Consider the following 18200-nt stretch of genomic DNA (forward strand, 5'->3'; position numbering starts at 1 on the left):
CGCAATGCCCGACCCCAAGCACCTCCGGCTCGCCGTCGACATCGGCGGCACCTTCGTCGACGCGATGGAGCTGGACACGCGCACCCACGAGGTGCGCTTCAGGAAGGCCTCGACCACCCCGGCCCGCCCCTGGGAGGGCGTGCTCGACGCGGTCACCGCTCTCGGCACCGACCTGTCGGAGGTGGAGCTGTTCATCCACGGCACCACCCTCGGCCTCAACGCCGTCCTGGAGCGGCGCGGCGAGCCCACCGGGATCGTCACCAACGACGGCTTCCGTGACATCTTCCTGATCGGCAGGGGCAACGTGCCCGCCGACCACATGTACGACTTCCAGTACGAGCGGCCGGAGAGCCTCGTGCGGCGCCGCCACACCGCAGGGGTGCGCGGACGCCTCGACCACCGGGGCCGGGTGGTCGAGGAGCTCGACGCCGCCGGGGTGCGGGAGGCCGCCCGCGTCCTCGTCGAGGAGGGGGGCGTGGTGTCGATCGCCGTCTGCTTCCTGCACTCCTTCCTCGACCCCTCCCACGAGCGGGAGGCCGCCCGGATCATCCGCGAGGCGTACCCGCAGGTGACGGTCTCGGTCTCCACCGACATCGTCAGGGAGTACCGCGAGTACGAGCGGACCAGCACGACCGTCCTCGACGCCTACATCCGGCCGATCTTCGAGAGGTACGTGGACCGGCTGGAGCGCGGGCTCGCCGAGCGCGGCTTCGACGGGCGATTCCTGATCATGCGGTCCGGCGGCGGTTCCATGACGTCGGCCGTGGCCAAGACCTCCCCGACGCACACCGTGCTGTCGGGCCCGGCGGGCGGCATCGTGGGCGCGGCGCACATCGCCGCCGCCCTCGGTCGCCGGGACCTTCTCACCTTCGACATCGGCGGTACCTCCCTGGACGCGTGCGTGATCGAGCACGGGTCCCCGGTGGCCGCCTACGAGGCGCAGCTGGAGCACTTCCCGCTGCTGATCCCCACCTACGACATCCGCACGATCGGCGCCGGAGGGGGCTCGATCGCGTGGCTGGAGCGGGGATTGCTGAAGGTGGGGCCGCAGAGCGCGGGTGCCGACCCCGGCCCGGTGTGTTACGGCCGGGGCGGCACCCGCCCCACTGTCACGGACGCGGCGGTCGTCCTCGGCTACGTGGACCCGGACCGCTTCCTCTCCGGTGCGATGGAGCTGCGGGCCGACGCCGCCCGCGCGGCGCTCGACGAGCAGGTGGCCGGGCCGCTCGGGCTCAGCCCGGAGGCCGCGGCGGCGGGCGTCTTCGACGTGCTGCTCGCCAAGACCGTCGGCGCGGTCCGGCAGATCACGGTCGAGCGGGGACACGACCCCCGCGGCTTCTCGCTGCTCGCGTTCGGCGGGGCCGGGCCGCTGCTCGCCCCGCTGCTCGCGGCGGAGATGGGCATCGGCGAGGTCATCGTGCCGTTCGCCCCGTCGGGCTTCTCCGCGTGGGGCATGCTCAGCGCCGACATCGTCGACGACTTCTCCCGTACGGTGATGGCCACCCTGGACGACGCCGACCTCGACGGGCTGGAGACGGTGTTCAAGGGCGTCGAGGCCGAGGCGGTCGCCTCCCTGGAGGCGCAGCGGGTCCCGGCCGGGCGCATGGTCCTTGAGCGCCAGTTCGAGCTGCGCTACCTGGGACAGGAGCACTCGCTCATCGTCACCGCGGGCCGCGACCTCGACCGGGACGCGATCAGGCGGGCGTTCGAGGAGACCCACGCGGCGCGCTACGGGCACGCGATGGACAACCGGGTGCAGATCCTCAACCTGCGGGTGCGGGGCGTGGGCCGTACCGACAGGCCCGAGCTGGTGGTGCGCCCGCCGGGCGACGGCGACGCGGGCCGGGCGCTGCTCGCCCGCAGGGACGCCTACGACTTCGGCACCCGCGCCACCGCGTCGTTCGCCGTCTACGACCGCGCGCTGCTGGAGCCGGGCGACGCGTTCGACGGGCCCGCCCTGATCGACGAGGGCACCTCGACCACCGTGGTCCCCTCGGGACAGCGCGTCGAGGTCGAGGAGCACGGCTACCTGCTGGTACGGCTTGTGGAGGCGGCGTCATGACGGAGCGGCTGGATGGCGGGCGACAGGACGACGGGCACTCGGCCGGAGAGCACCCGGACGGCACACGCCCGGACGGGGCTCAGCCGGACGGGGCCCGGCTGGACGGGGCGACCGCCGAGGTGGTGCGCAGCTACCTGCTCGCGGCGGCGGAGGAGATGCGGGCCACGCTGATCCGCACATCGTTCAACCCGGTCATCTACGAGGTCCACGACTTCGGCATGTCGATGTACGACGCGGACCTGCGGCTGATCGCCGAGGCCACCGGGCTCACCTTCTTCCTCGGCGCCAACGACTTCTCACTGCGCAAGGGTGTGGAGTACGTGGGGCGGGAGAATCTGTTTCCGGGTGATGTGGTGTTGTTGAATTATCCGTACTGGAACGCGGCGCATTCTTATGACGCGACGTTGTTCTGTCCGGTGTTCGCGGGTGTGGATCTGGTGGGTTTCTTGTGTGTGCGGGCTCATTGGATGGATCTGGGGGCGAAGGATCCCGGGTATGTGCTGGATTCCACGGACATGCATCAGGAGGGGATTATCTTTCCGGGGACGAAGGTGTTCTCGGGGGGTGTGCCGAATCGGGAGATCATCGAGTTGATCCGGTTCAATTCGCGGATGCCGGATCTGGTGATCGGTGATCTGAACGCGCAGGTCGCCGCGCTGCGCACCGGCGAGCGCCGGTTCCTGGAGATCCTGGAGAAGTTCGGCCGCCCGACCGTGGACGCCGCGGTGCGGCGGATGGTCGAGGACGGGGAGGCGCGCACCCGCGCCGCCCTCGCCGAGCTGCCGCAGGGATCGTGGACGGCGGTCGACTGGCTGGACGACGACGGCATCACCGACGAACCGGTCCGCATGCAGGTCACCGTCACGATCGCCGACGGCACCTTCACCGTCGACTTCGCCGGTTCCTCGCCCGCCACGCCCGGTCCCATCAACATGCCGTTCGGCGCGACCATCGCGATCTGCAAGGTCGTCCTCAAGGCGCTCACCTCGCCCGACGAGCCGTCCAACTTCGGCACGACCGTTCCGCTGGAGGTGCGGGCCGAGCCGGGCACGCTCTTCCACGCCGTCTACCCGCAGCCGACGTTCACCCTCTGGACCGGCATCGTCGCGGTCGAGCTCATCCTGAAGGCGCTGGCGCAGGGCATGCCGGACCGGTTGCCCGCCTCGTCCGGGGGTGACGTGCCGGGGTTCATGATGGTCGGGATCCATCCGGAGACCGGGCAGATGTTCGCGGTCAGCAACAACGATCCGGTCGGCTGGGGCGCCACCCCCTCCCACGACGGTATGAACGCCGCCACCCACGTCTCCGGCAGTACGGGACGCATCACCCCGATCGAGGTCCTGGAGGCCAGGACCGGGATGTTCTTCGAGCGGGTGGAGATGCGGGAGGACTCCGGGGGTGCGGGGCGGTTCCGGGGTGGGGTGGGTCTGCGGCGTGACATTCGCTTTGTCGTGCCGGGGGAGTTCCTGTCGGTGATCAAGAAGACGCGGTCGCGGCCGTGGGCGCTGGAGGGCGGGCTGGAGCCCGAGCCGAACCAGGTGGTGGTCTTTCCCGGCACCGAGCGTGAGCACCGGGTGAGCACCAGGCGGACCCGGGTGGAGATCGGTGATCGGGTCACGTTGCTGACGGCCGGGGGCGGCGGGCACGGCGATCCGCGCGAGCGCGATCCGGAACTGGTCCGCCGCGACGTCGCCGAGGGCTACGTCTCACCCGACGCCGCCCGCCGGACCTACGGGATCGACGATGTCTGAGTCCTTCGTCTCCTCCACGCCGGGCTCCGGCGTCCCGGGAAGGGAGAGGGCCGTTCCCGCCGGTGAGGGGCGTGTCCCGGTGGACGGCGCGACGGTCGAGGTGGTGCGCAGCTATCTCACCTCGGCCGCCGAGGAGATGCGGGCCACGCTCGTCCGTACCGCCTTCAACCCGGTCATCTACGAGGTCTTCGACTTCGGCATCTCCGTCTACGACGCGGACCTGCGACTGGTCGCCGAGTCGACCGGGCTGAGCCGTTTCCTCGGCGCCAACGACTACTCCGTCCGCAAGGGTGTGGAGTACGTGGGGCGGGAGAATCTGTTTCCGGGTGATGTGGTGTTGTTGAATTATCCGTACTGGAACGCGGCGCATTCTTATGACGCGACGTTGTTCTGTCCGGTGTTCGCGGGTGCGGATCTGGTGGGTTTCTTGTGTGTGCGGGCTCATTGGATGGATCTGGGGGCGAAGGATCCCGGGTATGTGCTGGATTCCACGGACATGCATCAGGAGGGGATTATCTTTCCGGGGACGAAGGTGTTCTCGGGGGGTGTGCCGAATCGGGAGATCATCGAGTTGATCCGGTTCAATTCGCGGATGCCGGATCTGGTGATCGGTGATCTGAACGCGCAGGTCGCCGCGCTGCGCACCGGCGAGCGCCGCGTCCGCGAGCTCTACGACCGCTACGGCGCGGACGTCGTCGGGTCCGTCGTCGAGACGGTGATCGCCGCCGCCGCGGAGTCCACCGCCGAGGCCGTCGCCCGCCTGCCGCAGGGGTCGTGGACGGCGGTCGACTGGCTGGACGACGACGGCGTCACAGACGATCCGATCCGCATGCAGGTCACCGTCACGATCGCCGACGGCACCTTCACCGTCGACTTCGCCGGGTCGTCCGGCGCGACCGCGGGGCCGGTCAACCTCCCGTTCGGCGCGACCATCGCGACCTGCCGGGTCGCCTTCAAGGCGATCACCACGCCGGGGGAGCAGACCAACGCCGGGCACTTCGCCCCGCTGGAGGTGCGGGCCGAGCCGGGCACTCTCTTCCACGCCGTCTACCCGGCGGCGACCTTCACCCAGTGGACGGGGACGGTCGCCCTGGAGCTGATCTACAAGGCGCTGGCGCAGGGCATGCCGGACCGGCTTCCGGCCTCCTCGGGAGGTGACGTGCCGGGGTTCATGATGGTCGGGACTCATCCGGAGACCGGGCAGATGTTCGCGGTCAGCAACAACGATCCGGTCGGCTGGGGCGCCACCCCCTCCCACGACGGCATGAACGCCGCCAACCACCTGTGCCAGACCCAGGCCCGCAACACCCCTGTCGAGGTCCTGGAGGCGAAGACCGGGATGTTCTTCGAGCGGGTGGAGATGCGGGAGGACTCCGGGGGTGCGGGGCGGTTCCGGGGCGGGGTGGGTCTGCGGCGTGACATCCGGTTCGTGGTGCCGGGGGAGTTCCTGTCGGTGATCAAGAAGACGCGGTCGCGGCCGTGGGCGCTGGAGGGCGGGCTGGAGCCCGAGCCGAACCAGGTGGTGGTCTTTCCCGGCACCGAGCGTGAGCACCGGGTCAGTACCAGGCGGACCCGGGTGGAGATCGGTGATCGGGTCACGTTGCTGACGGCCGGGGGCGGCGGGCACGGCGATCCGCGCGAGCGCGATCCGGAACTGGTCCGCCGCGACGTCGCCGAGGGCTACGTCTCACCCGACGCCGCCCGCCGGACCTACGAGACCGGGGCCGTCCGATGAACGACATGGTCAACGACGTGGTCCTCGTCAACTGCACCGTCACCGACGCCCGCGCCGCCGTTCCCGGTACGGCCCCGAGGAGTCGTACGCCGGAAGCCGGGGCGGTGGGCGGCGAGGGACGGATCGTCGACGCGGCGGTGTGGGTCCGGGGCGACCGGATCGCGGCCGTGGGCCCGCGCGAGCGGATCCTGGAGCGGACCGGCGACGCCCGCCCGATCGACCTCGACGGCGCGTACGTCACCCCCGGCCTGGTCAACATGCACACCCACCTGTCCCTGTCGCTCCCCGGGCAGGGAGGCGACAGCGTCAAGAACATGACGGCGCACGAGCTCGCCCTCTACATGGCCGACGGCGCCCGGCGCACCCTGCACTGCGGGGTCACCACGGTGAGGTGCGTGGCCGAGAAGGACCACGCCGACTTCGCGCTGCGCCGGGCGATCGAGTCGGGCCGGGCGATCGGCCCGCGAATCTTCACGGCCGGTCGCGCCCTGGTCTGCACCGGCGGCCACGGGCACGAGGGCAGCGACACCCTGGAGTGCGACGGCGCCGACGGGTTCCGGCGCGGGGTGCGCGCCCAGGTCAAGGCGGGTGCCGACCTCATCAAGATCATGATCTCGGGCGGGATCGCCGGGGAGCACGAGAAGATCGACACCCCGCAGCTGTTCTCCGACGAGATGGCGGCGGCGCTGCAGACCGCGCACGCCTGGGGCCGCAAGGTCACCGCGCACGCGGGCCCGGCCGCGGTGATCGCCGAGGCCGTCGAGCTCGGCCTCGACTGCGTGGAGCACGGCTACCAGCTCACCCCCGAGGTCGCGAAGCGGATGGCCGAACGCGGCACGTCCCTGGTGCCGACGCTGCTCGTCACCCGCTGCAAGGAGTTCTTCGACGAACTCGGCGTGCCGGAGTGGATGCAGTGCCGCTCGCTCGGCGCCGGCCCCCGGCACCTGGAGAGCTACGCGATGGCCCTCGACGCGGGGGTGGACGTCCTGATGGGCAGCGACATGCCGCCGTTCTGGGACTTCGAGGGGACCAACGCCTCGGTACGCGAGCTGGAGTGCATGTCCGAGGGCGGCCTCGGCCCGGCGGGAGCGCTGTACGCCGGGACGCTCGGCCCGGTGCGCTGGCTCGGCGCCGACGCCGACCTCGGCACCGTCGAGGTCGGCAAGTACGCGGACCTCGTCGCGATGGACGCCGACCCCCTCGCGGGCACCTCGGCCTTCCGCGGGGTCCGCTGGGTGATGAAGGGCGGCCGGGTCGTCCGCGACGACCGGTCGGGATGGGAGAAGTCGTGAACACCGTTTACCCGGGATCCGGGGATCGAGGACACTCCGCCGCGGCTCCGGCCGGTGAGGCGCGGGGCGACGAAGACGCTCCAAGCGGTTCCGCCGCCACTGCCACTGCCACCGCCGCCGCCACTGCCATCGAGGCCGGTGCCGGTGCCGGTGCCGGTGCCGGTGTCGGTGTCGGTGTCGGCCCCGGTTCCGCTTCCGGCGCCGATACCGACCTGATCGCGGCGGGCATCGACGACATGTACGACGCGTTCCTCGCGGCGGACCGCCGCCGGTTCGACGGGCACCTGCACGACGAGGTGACCACCTGGGAGACGCACCTGCCGGGGCCGTTGCGGACCCGGTCGGAACTCGACGCCTACCGCGACGACAGGGACGGCTCGGGTGCCCGTCCCCGCCTCGACCGGCTCGCGGCCGAGGACAAGCGGATCGACGTGTGGGACGACACCGGCGTCGCCCGCTACGTGCTCGTCGCCGAACCGCCCGGCGGGCCCGCGCAGCGCAGCCGGGTGACCGACGTGCTGCGCCGCGTCGGCGGCGACTGGCTCATCGTGCACCATCACTCCGAACTGCTCGCGCCGTGAACCGGCGGCTGGTCGCCTACGAGCACGGCGAGCCCGAGGAGGTCCTCTCCCTGGCGGAGGTGCCCGAGGACCGCGCCCCCGGCGAGGGGGAGGTGAGGATCGCGGTGCGGGCCGTCGGGCTGAACTACCTCGACGTAATGCTGTGCAGGGGCACCTACCCCGTGCGCCCCGACCCGCCGATGACGCCGGGCGTCGAGGCCGCGGGGACGGTGGTCGCCGCGGGGGCGGGTGCCGGGCACCTGGAGGGCAGGGAGGTTCTCGCCTGTCCCACCCTGCCGCACGGCGCCCTCGGCGACGTCGTCACCGTCGACGCCTCACTCGTGGTGCCGTACCCGGCCGGGCTCGATCCCGTCACGGTCGCGGCCCTGCCCGTCACGTACCAGACCGCGTGGTTCGCGCTGCGCCGCGCCGGGCTGGCGGCGGGGGAGACGGTGCTCGTGCACGCGGGCGCGGGGGGTGTCGGCATCGCCGCCACCCAGCTCGCGCTCGCCTTCGGGGCGCGTGTGATCTGCACGGCGGGCGGTCCGGCCAAGACCGCGCTGTGCCTGGAGAACGGGGCGGGCGAGGCGATCGACTACCTGGACGCCGACTTCGCCGCCTCGGTCATGGACCTGACGGACGGTCACGGCGTGGACGTGGTGGTCGATCCCGTCGGCGGCGACGTCCTCGCGCGCTCGCTGGGCTGCCTCGCCTTCGAGGGGCGCCTGGTGGCCGTCGGGGCGGCCGGAGGGTCCCCGCCGCCGGTCGACCCGATGGCGCTCGTCGCCGCCAACGCCTCCCTGGTCGGGGTGTCGTGGGGGTCGGCGTACCCGTGGCGGAGGCCCGGCGCGGTGCGGGACGCCTACGAGGAGCTGTTCGCCCTGCTCGCCTCGGGCGCCGTCCGGCCGCTCGTGTCGCGCGTGGTGGACCTGGCGGAAACCCCCGCCGCCCTCACCGACCTGGCCACACGACGTACGACAGGAAAGATCATGGTCCGGACGGGCTGAGACGGGCTGAGACAGGACGGGCTGAGGGAGAGGAACCGGTATGGACGACATCGGCGGCGCGCACGGCGACGACGGGGACATGGAGCTGTACGACCTGCGGGTGGTGGTCGACCGCATCGAGGGCAGATCCGTCTGCGGGATGGGGGTGGGTGACTGCTTCACGCTGGAGAACAGCGCCCACCTGCGGCTCCCCGACGGCGAGCACTTCTGCGTCTACGCGCTCGCCTCGGTCCTGCCGTTCCTCGCCGCCAAGCAGCGCGACCTCGCCGAGGGCGACTGGCTGGAGCGGGACACCCTGTTCACCTGCCCCGACCCGGAGGAGCGGCTGGTGATGCGGGTCGAGCGGACCCGCCGCCGCCGGATGAACTCCGCCGACCTGACCTGAGAGGGGTCACGATGACGGCCGCCCCGAGGGGAACCGCGATGACCGCCGCCGATCCGAGGGTTCGGCGCATGACGACGGCCGCCCCGAGGGGGGCACGATGACGGCGAGCCCGAGGGAAGCCGCGACGGCCGCCGTCGATCCCGGGGGTTCACGATGACGGCCGCCGAGATCGGTCTCGGTCTGCAGAGCGACAAGCGGGCCGGTGACTACGCGCGGCTCGCGCGTCGCGCCGAGGAGCACGGCTTCGACGTACTGAGCGTGTTCGGCGACCTGATGTACCAGCCGCCGATCTTTCCCCTGCTGGAGATGGCCGCCGCCACCGAGAGGGTGCGGCTCGGCGCGGCCTGCCTCAACCCGTACTCGACGGCACCGTACGAGATCGCCGGGCAGCTCGCCGCCCTCGACCTGGCCTCGCACGGCCGCGCCTACCTGGGACTGGCGCGCGGCACCTGGCTCGGCGCGGTGGGCATCGCCCAGCCCAGGCCGCTGACCGCGCTGGCGGAGGCCGTCGAGGTGGTCCACCGGCTGCTGGCCGGTGACGACGGCGGGTACGAGGGGGAGATGTTCCGTCTCGCGCCCGGCACGCGGCTGCGCTACCCCGTGCACCGGGCCCGGCCGCCGCTGCTCCTCGGCGCCTGGGGTCCGCGAGGGGCGGCGCTGGCCGGGCGGATCGCCGACGAGATCAAGGTGGGCGGCAGCGCGAACCCGGCGATGGCCGGGGTGATCCGCGAGCGGGTCGCGGCCGGGGCGGTGGCGGCCGGGCGCGATCCCCGCGAGATCGGCGTCGTCCTGGGCGCGGTGACCGTCGTGGACGCCGACGGCGCCGCGGCCCGCGCCAGGGCGCGCCGCGAGGTCGCCATGTACCTCGCGGTGGTCGCCGACCTCGATCCGACCGTGGAGATCCCCGCCGACCTGCTCGGCCGGGTCAAGGAGCTGGTCGCCGAGGGGAGGGACGAGGAGGCCGGGCGGCTGATCCCCGGTGACCTGCTCGACCTGTTCGCCTTCTCCGGCACCCCTGAGCAGGTCGCCGCGCAGGCCCAGGCCCTTCTCGACGCGGGCGTGCGCCGGGTGGAGTTCGGTACGCCGCACGGTCTCACCGACGACGGCGGCGTGGAGCTGCTGGGCGCCGAGGTGCTGCCACTGCTGGATCGTTCCCCGAAAGGGGTGGCGACGACGCGGTGACCGAGTGTGAGAGGCGGCACTCTCCGGTGACGCTCCGTCATCTCGAAACCGGATGCCCGGAGAACCTTCCGTCCGTAAAGTGTGCGGCCGGAATCGTCGCGCGCCGCTAATTTCACCTCAGTTCAGTATGGGTGAACATAAGAAGGGAGAAGGAGATGACGTGACGATTGAGCACGCCGGAGGCCCGGCGATCGGCTTCGACGGTTCCGGAAGCCCAGGTGAGCGGGAGGCGCTGGCCGCCGACGCCGAGTACGCCGCGCGTGCCACACCTGGCACGGAGGCCGCGCACGCCGGGTACGGGGGAGGCCCCGGGAAGCCGGTGTGCCGTCGCGCGGAGTTCCTCGTCCCGCCCGCCCCCGCGGCCTCCCGCCATCCCGAGGTCGCCTACTTCGCCGGCAACTCGCTCGGCCTCCAGCCCCGTGCCGCCCGCGCCGCCATCTCCGCCGAGCTGGACGACTGGGCCCTGCACGCGGTCGAGGGACACCACCGGGCGGCTCACCCCTGGCTGCCCTACCACGCGGAGCTGCGCGAGGACGCCGCCGCCCTGGTGGGCGCGTTCCCCGACGAGACCGTGGTGATGAACTCCCTCACGGTCAACCTGCACCTGATGATGGCGACCTTCTACCGTCCGGCGGGCGAGCGCACCCGCATCGTCATCGAGGACCACGCCTTCTCCTCCGACAGCTACGCGGTGCGCAGCCAGGCCGTGCACCACGGGCTCGACCCCGATGAGACGGTGGTCCGCCTGCGCCCCCGGGAGGGCGAGGACTGCCTGCGCACCGAGGACATCGCGGACTACCTGGCCCGCGAGGGGCACCGGGTGGCGCTCGTGCTCCTCGGCGGGGTCAACTACCTGACCGGCGAGTTCCTCGACATCCCCGCCGTCACCGCCGCCGGGCACGCGGCCGGGTGCGTCGTCGGCTGGGACCTCGCGCACGCCGCCGGGAACGTGCCGCTCGCGCTGCACGACTGGGACGTGGACTTCGCGGCCTGGTGCTCGTACAAATACCTCAACGCCGGTCCCGGCGCGGTCGCCGGGTGTTTCGTGCACCGGCGCCACGTGACCGACCCGGAGCTGCCCCGGCTGGCCGGGTGGTGGAGCACCGAGCAGGCGACCCGCTTCGAGATGCGGCCCGAACTCGTCCCCGTCCCCACCGCCGACGCCTGGCAGATCTCCAACCCGCCGATCCTCGCGATGGCCCCGGTCAGGGTCTCGCTGCGGATGTTCGCCGAGACCGGGATGGCGGCGCTGCGGGAGCGGAGCCTGGCGCTCACCGGCTACCTGGAACGGCTGCTCACCGAGGTGGCCCGCGACCGCCCGCTGGAGATCGTCACGCCCGCCGACCCGGCCAGGCGCGGAGCCCAGCTCTCCCTCCGGGTGACGGGGGGCGTCGACGCCTCCGAGCTGGCCGCCCGGCTGCACGAGGTGCACGGCGTCCTCGCCGACGTGCGGCGCCCGGACGTCATCCGGTTCGCCCCCGTGCCCATGTACTCCACGTTCCACGACTGCTGGCGGGCGGCCGACGCGCTCGCCAGGGAGGTGAGACCGGCATGAGTTCCCCTGGCGAGGTCGGCGAGGCCGGCGAGATCGGCGGGGTCGGCAGGAGCGGCGGGGTCGGTGAGGTCGCCGTGGTCGGCGCCGGGCTGGTCGGCTGCCTGACGGCCTGTTACCTGGCCCGCCGAGGCTACGAGGTCACCCTGTACGAGCGCAGGCCCGACCCGCGCGAGGCCGCCCCCGAGCGCGGGCGCTCGATCAACCTGGCGATCTCCGAGCGGGGGATCGACGCGCTGCGCAGGATCGGCCTGGACGAGACCGTGCTGAAGGCCGCGCTGCCGATGCCCGGCCGGATGATGCACGCCCCCGACGGCACGCTCGGCTTCCAGCCGTACAGCGCCGGAGGGCAGCGCGCGATCAACTCCATCAGCCGCTCGGAGCTCAACCGGACCCTGCTGGACGCGGCCCTCGGCATGCCCGGGGTGCGCGCCCTCTTCGAGCACCGGCTCACCGGGCTCGACGTCGACTCGGGACGGATGGACTTCGACACCCCCGGCGGTCCCGTCACCCACACCGCCCCGGTCGTGCTCGCCGCGGACGGCGCCTACAGCGCGGTACGGGGACGGCTGCAGTTCCTTCCCGGCTTCGACTTCAGCCAGGAGTACCTCGACTACGGCTACAAGGAGCTCACGATCCCGGCGCGCGACGGCGGGTTCGCCCTCGACCCGGGCGCGCTGCACATCTGGCCGCGCGGCAAGGCGATGATGATCGCCCTGCCCAACCCGGACAGGTCCTTCACCTGCACGCTGTTCTGGCCCAAGTCGGGGCCGGGCAGCTTCGCGGAGCTGGACACGGTGGAGCGGTTCGAGGAGTTCTTCGCCGCCAACTACGCCGACGCCCGCGCCCTCATGCCCGACCTCGCCGGGGACTACGCCCACAACCCGATCGGGCACCTGGTCACCATGCGGGCCCGCCCCTGGCACGTGCGCGGCACCGCCGGAGCGGTGGTCGGCCTGCTCGGCGACGCGGCCCACGCCATCGTCCCCTTCTACGGCCAGGGCGCCAACTGCGGCTTCGAGGACTGCGTGGAGCTCGACCGCTGCCTGGAGGAGACCGGCGACGACTTCCCCCGGGCCCTCGCCATGTACGGGGCCCGCCGCAAGGAGCACGCCGACACCATCGCCGAGCTCGCGCTGGAGAACTTCGTCGAGATGCGCGACAAGGTCGCCTCCCGGTCGTTCCTGCTGCGCAAGCGGGTCGAGCACGGTCTGGAACGGCTGCTGCCCGGCCGCTACGCCTCCCGCTACGAGCTCGTGTCGTTCAGCACGGTGCCGTACGCCGAGATCCAGCGGCGCATCTCCCGCCAGCGCGGGGCGGTCGCCGCCGGGGCGCTCGGCGCGCTGGCCGCGGTCGCGCTGGCGGCCCGCGCCCTGCGCCGCCGCTGACCGGCCCGCGTCGTCACCGACCGGCCCCGCACTGTGGTCGATCGCCTCGCACCGGGACCGATCGCCTCGCGTTGTCACCGATCGTCTCGCGCCGGGAGCGGCCGTCCCGCGTCGCCGCCGGGCCGTTCCCGCCGTCCGGGCGGGGAAGGGTCAGAACAGCCGGGGGGTCACCACGGACACGACCGTGGTGACCCGGTCGGTGTCGTTGAACATGCTGTGCGGGACGGTCGACCTCAGGTGGACGCTGTCACCCGGGTGCAGCCGGTGCTCGACGCCGTCGACCTCGTAGAGGAGCTCGCCCTCCAGCACGAAGGCGAACTCCTCCCCGGCGTGACCGTAGGAGTTCTCGCGCTTGCCGCCGGGCGCGATGTGCACCAGCAGCGGTTCGAGCACCAGGTTCGGGCCCCTGGCCGAGAGCATGCGGTAGGTCTGCTGGCCCGAGATGTACTCGGTGGCGGCCGTCGCGGAGCGGGTGAGCGTGAAGTGGCTCGGCAGGTGGGAGACCGGGGCGTGCTCCTCCTCGGTCTCCTCCTCGGGCGGCACGTCGTTGAAGAACTCCGCCACGCTGCGGTCGAGCGCGGTGGCCACGCTGTTGAGCGCGGTCAGGCCGATGGAGGAGATCCCCCTCTCGACCTGCGACAGAAACCCGATCGAGAGCCCGGAGTGGGTGGCGAGACCGCGTAGTGTCAGACCGCGCTCCTTGCGGAACTGCCGCATCCGGGCTCCGACGGCGTCGTGGCGGTCCAGCTCCTCACCGCTGCGACGCTCCGATGTGCCCACCTACGGCTCCCTCCGTCAAGCGGCGTGGCCGCCTGTTCGCTCTAGCTAAACATATTTCATAACAAGAGTTGTCCTGCGTCAAAAAAGGAGTCGGAAATGGCAGACGGTGATGCTCGGCAGCTGTCCGGAGTGCCCTCGGCGCCGTACGATCCGCCGGAGTTCCTGAGCGATGTCCCCGGTTCCTATCCGTGGCGGGTTCTTCATGAACGGCACCCCGCCCTGATCGAGAAGGTCCGGGCCGCCACGCCGTACGACATCCGGGTGAACCGGGCGCTCGACCTGCTGCTTGAGGAGATCGAGGGGGTCATGGAGCCGCTTGAGGGCTCCGCGCACGACCGCGACCTGTGGGAGAGCTGGGACCGGGGGCACATCGGGCGGCGGTGGGACGACGCGCCGTTCCTGTGGGCGGAGAGTTACTTCTACCGCAAGCTCCTGTCCGCGGTCGGCTACTTCGGACCCGGCGCGTGGCAGGGCGTCGACCCGTTCGAGCCCTTCAAGCAGGCCGAGCTGTCCGGTGAGGCCGTCGACGAGGAGTTGCGCGAGCTCGACGCCCTCGCCGCCCTGCCCCCCGGCGAGCGGGCCCAGACGCTGACCCTGCGGGCGCTGTGGGGGAACCGGGCCGACCTCGTGTTCCGGGTCGCGGCCGGTCCTGAGCTCGCCGGGCGCGAATCCGGGCTGGTGGCCGACGACAGCGAGCTCCTGTGGTCGCTGATCGGCGGCGAGAGGGCCGGTGTCCCTGATGTTCCCGGCCTTTCCGTCGTCTCCGATGTTCCCGGCGTTCCAGGTGCCTCCGGCGTTTCCGGTGCTCGCGGTCCTTCCGGTGCTTCCGGTCCTTCCGGTGCTCCCGACGACGAGGCGGACCGCGGGGTGGCCGGTCGCGCGGGTGTCGCGAGGATCTGCCTGGTCGCGGACAACGCCGGGAGCGAACTGCTGCCCGACCTCGTCCTGATCGACCACCTGCTGCACGCCCGGGGAACGGGCGAGGTCGTCCTGCACGTCAAGCCGCTGCCGTACTACGTGTCCGACGCCACCCCGGCCGACGTCCTGGCCTGCCTGCGGCGCATGTCGGCGGCGGGCGGCGAGGCGGGAGAGGTCGCGGGGCGGCTGCGGGCGGCGCTCGGGTCGGGGCGGCTGCTCGTCCGGGCGCACGCCTTCTCCTGCGCGCCGCTGCCCTACCGCGAGATGCCGGTCGGCATGCGGGAGGACTTCGCGTCCGCATCACTGACGATCATGAAGGGTGACCTGAACTACCGCCGCCTGGTCGGCGACAGGGCCTGGCCGCACACCACCCCGTTCGCCGAGGCCACCGCGTACTTCCCCGGCCCGGTCGCGGCGCTGCGCACCCTGAAGTCCGAGGTCGCGGTCGGCCTGGACGGCGACGTGGTCAAGGCCCTGGAGGCCACCGGCCGCCCCTGGCTGACCACCGGCGCCCACGGGCTCATCCAGGCCAGGCCGTAGCGACCGGGACCGGCCACCGGACCGGGGGACGGTCGGGCCGTCGGCCCCGGCCGGACCCCGCACGGAGCCGTGACGTCAGCCGCCGGTCTGGAGGACGATCCGGCCGGACCCCGGCGCGGCCTCGCGATGTCAGCTACCGGACCGGAGGACGATCCGGCCGGACCCCGGCGCGGCCTTGCGACGTCGGCCACCGGACCGGAGGACGGTCGGGCCACCGCCCTCGCGCGGACCCGTGACCTCAGCCGCCGGCCTGGGGGACGATCGGGCCCTCGCTCGCCTGGACGAGGACGAAGCCCTCCCCCTTGAACGCGAGCTGCAGGGCCTCGCCGCTGCCTCGCCCGATCAGCGCGCCCGCCTTCATCGTGCGGTTGACGCCCACGTGCAACCCCGCGCTCCAGCACACCGCGGACTGGCCGTCGGCGAAGGTCGGCGCCTGGGCCGCGTCGAGGAGCACGGGGGCGCCGTGCGCGGTGACCGCCACCCAGCCGGTGCCCTTGAGCGTGGTGTTGAACAGGCCGCCGGCGGCGACGCCCGCGCCCTGGACACGCTGGATGTCCCAGGTGAGCTGCGGGTCGAAGGCCAGCAGGTTGGTGCCGTTGACGGTGAGCGCCTCGTTCTCCAGGTAGAACAGGTGGACGTCGGTGGCGTTGTCGGCGAAGAAGATCACGCCCTGCCCGCGGACCCGCATCAGCGGCGCGCCCTCCCCGCTGACCATCTTCTTCAGGAAGCGGCCGACGCTCCCCGCGCCCTCGTAGTCGAAGTCCATCTGCCCCTGGAAGGCGACCATCGCCCCCTGCCGGGCCAGCACCTCACCGCCCAGCCGCACCCGCAGCATCTTGGAGTTCTGCAGGGCGAAGTGGTCGGGGAGCCGGTCCTGGTCGAGGTTGCCGAAGAATGAGCTACGCAAGGAAGATGCCTCTCGGTGTCGGGGACGTCACATGGTGGGCGGCCTCATGGTGAATGACGAATCCGGCCGCGAGGGAGTTCCCGCCCGCGGTCTTCGCCGTCTCCGCGTCTCTACGGTCTCTGCGGTCTCCGCGTCTCTGCGTTCTCCGTATCTCCAGGTCTCTATATCTCCGGGTCTCCGTGTCTCCGTCGTCCCGGCCCTCCGGGCGAACGGCCTCAGGGCGCCCTCAGTGGCTTCGCTTGAGCATCGCGTCCGCGAGCGCGTCGGCGGCCTCGCCGAGGCGGCGGCCCACCGCGTCGAGCCGCGACAGCAGCTCGCGCCTGCGCAGGGTGTCCATGTCCAGCGGTCCGGCGAACAGCACGGCGAGCCGGGCCTGGTAGAGCTGGCGGACACGGCTGCACGCCTTGCGCGTGGCCAGCACGGCCTCGGTGACCGACGCCGGGGCGTCGATCATCTTCAGTACGGCGCCCTCCAACTCGTCGAGGCCGTCGATCACCGCCTGCAGCGGTTCGGCCGCGAACCGCAGGTCCTCCGGCCCGAACAGGTCGATCTCGCGTACGTGGTCGCGCAGGTGGTCCAGCACGTCGTCGATCGAGCGGGAGAGCCGGAACAGGTCCTCCCGGTCGATGGGGGTCGCCAGCACCCGCCGCAGGACCCGTACCAGCTCGGCCCTGGCCTCGTCCCCCTCGTGCTCCACGTCGGCCATCCGGGCGCGCGCCGCCGACCGCTCGATCTCGCCGGACGCGACCGAGCGGGCCAGCTCGGCTCCCGCCCGCGCGATGGCCACCTGGTCCCGTACCAGCCCGACGATCCGCCGCCCGGAACGGCCGCGCAGGTCGTCCCAGGCACGCGCGAACCTCCGGGTCCTGCTCTTGGCACGCCTCACATCAGCCTCAGGGCGAGACCGCCGAGGCAGCCCAGCGCCATCGACGACGGCAGCGTGACCAGCCACGCCGTACCCACGTTCACGACCCCTTGCCATCGCACTCTCCTCGTTCCCTCGCTCGTCGCCGCGCCGACCACTCCCGCGGTGATCGACTGGGTCATGCTCACCGGGCTGCCCAGCGCCGAACTGCCGAGGACGGCGCCGGTGGCCGCCGTCTCGGCGGAGACGATGTGCAGCGGCCGGGTGATGACCACCCCGCGGCCCAGCCGGCCTCCGACGCGGACCAGGCTCGTCAGGGCACCGGCGAGGAAGATCGCCACCAGGGCGGCCATCCACGCCGGCGGTACCTCGACGGGCCCCACCCCGCCGAGCCCGTGGCGGCTCACCCCGATCGCCACGCTCACCACCGCGATCATCTTCTGGCCGTCGTTCACCGCGTACGCCACGCACTGGGCCGAGTAGGCCAGCAGGTGGGTGGTGAACACCAGTCGCGGCATGCGGCGGTGGGAGGGCACCCGGCGCGACACGGCCCCCAGCAGGTAGCCCAGGGCCAGCCCGGCGAGGGGCGCGCCGGCCCCGATCGCCAGGACGGTGCCCAGGTCCCGCCACGACACGGGGAGCCCGGCGCCGAGTCCCGCGCCGCTGATGCCGCCGATCACCGCGAGGGTGAGGCTGGTCGGCAGGCCCCTGCCGGTCAGCACCGCGACCACCGCCACCGCGATCACCACCCCCACCAGGAACGCCGCCGCTCCGCCGCTCGTCCCGAGCCCGGCCAGCCGCTCGGTGAACGTGCGCGCGACCGCGACTCCCAGGAGGTACGGGACGGCGAAGAGCACGGCCACCAGGAGCACGGCGACCACCCATCCGGGGGAGCGGGGGAACCTGAGCCCGAGGCCGATGATGGTGGCGCCGTCGTTGGCGCCGCTGGCCAGCACGAAGAGGATCGCCACGACGGCGAACGCCAGGGTCCATCCCATCAGCGGAGGGACCTCCGGCCGTGCCCCGCGCCCTCGCGGCACCCGCGCCCCGGGGGGCTCGCCGTCACGCCTCTCCCTCGCCCTGGACGGCGCGGACGGCGCGGACGGCGCGAGAGGTACGGGCGGTGTGGGCGTACGAGACACCGGTGTCGTGGAGGTGGTGGCCGGTCGGTCCTCGGAGAGAGCGCAGGAGGCCGGGAAAGCGCCCGTGACCACGGCTTTGGGAGCTCACACGCATTTATGACCCTTCATTTGGAAAGCTTCAGTTTTAGGTTAAC

15 protein-coding genes are annotated in these 18200 nt (G+C 72.3%); 11 read left to right on the top strand and 4 right to left on the bottom strand.

The window, feature by feature from the left end; all coding sequences use genetic code 11:
* The first annotated feature begins 4 nt into the window (after positions 1–4).
* The 10 genes from ACFFRH_RS00630 (at position 5) to ACFFRH_RS00675 (ending at position 12914) form a co-directional block, all read left to right on the top strand.
* Complete coding sequence (locus ACFFRH_RS00630; RefSeq protein ID WP_344743688.1) at positions 5–2062, top strand: hydantoinase/oxoprolinase family protein; 2058 nt, start codon at positions 5–7, stop codon at positions 2060–2062.
* Positions 2059–3813: a hydantoinase B/oxoprolinase family protein gene (locus ACFFRH_RS00635; RefSeq protein ID WP_344743687.1), complete on the top strand. Its 1755-nt coding sequence runs from the start codon at positions 2059–2061 to the stop codon at positions 3811–3813. Before ACFFRH_RS00630 ends, ACFFRH_RS00635 begins: the two co-directional genes overlap by 4 nt.
* The gene (locus ACFFRH_RS00640) at positions 3806–5548 is read left to right on the top strand and encodes a hydantoinase B/oxoprolinase family protein (protein WP_344743686.1); all 1743 of its coding nucleotides are present in this window, start codon (positions 3806–3808) and stop codon (positions 5546–5548) included. The genes ACFFRH_RS00635 and ACFFRH_RS00640 overlap by 8 nt, the downstream gene beginning before the upstream one ends.
* Positions 5545–6840, top strand: a complete 1296-nt coding sequence (locus tag ACFFRH_RS00645; RefSeq protein WP_386153184.1) for an amidohydrolase family protein — start codon at positions 5545–5547, stop codon at positions 6838–6840. The genes ACFFRH_RS00640 and ACFFRH_RS00645 overlap by 4 nt, the downstream gene beginning before the upstream one ends.
* Positions 6837–7421 (top strand): DUF4440 domain-containing protein, encoded by a 585-nt coding sequence (locus tag ACFFRH_RS00650; RefSeq protein ID WP_386153187.1) that lies wholly within the window; start codon positions 6837–6839, stop codon positions 7419–7421. The genes ACFFRH_RS00645 and ACFFRH_RS00650 overlap by 4 nt, the downstream gene beginning before the upstream one ends.
* Positions 7418–8407: a zinc-binding dehydrogenase gene (locus ACFFRH_RS00655; RefSeq protein WP_386153190.1), complete on the top strand. Its 990-nt coding sequence runs from the start codon at positions 7418–7420 to the stop codon at positions 8405–8407. Before ACFFRH_RS00650 ends, ACFFRH_RS00655 begins: the two co-directional genes overlap by 4 nt.
* 40 nt (positions 8408–8447) lie before the next feature.
* Positions 8448–8792 (top strand): TIGR04076 family protein, encoded by a 345-nt coding sequence (locus ACFFRH_RS00660; RefSeq protein WP_344743682.1) that lies wholly within the window; start codon positions 8448–8450, stop codon positions 8790–8792.
* Between the two features lie 153 nt (positions 8793–8945).
* A complete protein-coding gene (locus tag ACFFRH_RS00665; RefSeq protein ID WP_386153193.1) occupies positions 8946–9974 on the top strand; it encodes an LLM class flavin-dependent oxidoreductase in 1029 nt (342 codons plus the stop codon).
* 160 nt (positions 9975–10134) lie between these two features.
* On the top strand, positions 10135–11529 hold the full coding sequence (gene kynU / locus ACFFRH_RS00670) for a kynureninase (protein ID WP_344749016.1): 1395 nt from the start codon (positions 10135–10137) through the stop codon (positions 11527–11529).
* The gene (locus ACFFRH_RS00675) at positions 11526–12914 is read left to right on the top strand and encodes an FAD-dependent oxidoreductase (RefSeq protein ID WP_386153196.1); all 1389 of its coding nucleotides are present in this window, start codon (positions 11526–11528) and stop codon (positions 12912–12914) included. Before kynU ends, ACFFRH_RS00675 begins: the two co-directional genes overlap by 4 nt.
* Before the next feature lie 150 nt (positions 12915–13064).
* On the opposite strand, the gene ACFFRH_RS00680 is transcribed toward ACFFRH_RS00675, so the two are convergent.
* Entirely contained in the window at positions 13065–13694 is a 630-nt protein-coding gene (locus tag ACFFRH_RS00680; protein ID WP_344749018.1) for a helix-turn-helix domain-containing protein, read from the bottom strand.
* A gap of 96 nt (positions 13695–13790) precedes the next feature.
* On the opposite strand from ACFFRH_RS00680, the gene ACFFRH_RS00685 reads away from it, so the two are divergent.
* The gene (locus ACFFRH_RS00685) at positions 13791–15152 is read left to right on the top strand and encodes an ARMT1-like domain-containing protein (protein WP_386153199.1); all 1362 of its coding nucleotides are present in this window, start codon (positions 13791–13793) and stop codon (positions 15150–15152) included.
* Positions 15153–15390: 238 nt separating this feature from the next.
* On the opposite strand, the gene ACFFRH_RS00690 is transcribed toward ACFFRH_RS00685, so the two are convergent.
* From ACFFRH_RS00690 to ACFFRH_RS00700, 3 genes are all read right to left on the bottom strand, one after another.
* A complete protein-coding gene (locus tag ACFFRH_RS00690) occupies positions 15391–16059 on the bottom strand; it encodes an AIM24 family protein (protein ID WP_344749021.1) in 669 nt (222 codons plus the stop codon).
* 226 nt (positions 16060–16285) lie between these two features.
* The gene (locus tag ACFFRH_RS00695; RefSeq protein WP_344749022.1) at positions 16286–16945 is read right to left on the bottom strand and encodes a DUF47 domain-containing protein; all 660 of its coding nucleotides are present in this window, start codon (positions 16943–16945) and stop codon (positions 16286–16288) included.
* On the bottom strand, positions 16942–17922 hold the full coding sequence (locus tag ACFFRH_RS00700; protein WP_344749023.1) for an inorganic phosphate transporter: 981 nt from the start codon (positions 17920–17922) through the stop codon (positions 16942–16944). Before ACFFRH_RS00700 ends, ACFFRH_RS00695 begins: the two co-directional genes overlap by 4 nt.
* Between the last annotated feature and the right edge of the window lie 278 nt (positions 17923–18200).

Source organism: Streptosporangium vulgare, assembly GCF_042428775.1.
Lineage (GTDB): Bacteria > Actinomycetota > Actinomycetes > Streptosporangiales > Streptosporangiaceae > Streptosporangium > Streptosporangium vulgare.

Coding starts and splice junctions, on each gene's coding strand:
- ACFFRH_RS00645 (WP_386153184.1), top strand. CDS start 5,545: ATGAACGACATGGTCAACGACGTGGTCCTCGTCAACTGCACCGTCACC.
- ACFFRH_RS00640 (WP_344743686.1), top strand. CDS start 3,806: ATGTCTGAGTCCTTCGTCTCCTCCACGCCGGGCTCCGGCGTCCCGGGA.
- ACFFRH_RS00700 (WP_344749023.1), bottom strand. CDS start 17,922: ATGGGATGGACCCTGGCGTTCGCCGTCGTGGCGATCCTCTTCGTGCTG.
- ACFFRH_RS00685 (WP_386153199.1), top strand. CDS start 13,791: ATGGCAGACGGTGATGCTCGGCAGCTGTCCGGAGTGCCCTCGGCGCCG.
- ACFFRH_RS00630 (WP_344743688.1), top strand. CDS start 5: ATGCCCGACCCCAAGCACCTCCGGCTCGCCGTCGACATCGGCGGCACC.
- ACFFRH_RS00635 (WP_344743687.1), top strand. CDS start 2,059: ATGACGGAGCGGCTGGATGGCGGGCGACAGGACGACGGGCACTCGGCC.
- ACFFRH_RS00675 (WP_386153196.1), top strand. CDS start 11,526: ATGAGTTCCCCTGGCGAGGTCGGCGAGGCCGGCGAGATCGGCGGGGTC.
- ACFFRH_RS00665 (WP_386153193.1), top strand. CDS start 8,946: ATGACGGCCGCCGAGATCGGTCTCGGTCTGCAGAGCGACAAGCGGGCC.
- ACFFRH_RS00660 (WP_344743682.1), top strand. CDS start 8,448: ATGGACGACATCGGCGGCGCGCACGGCGACGACGGGGACATGGAGCTG.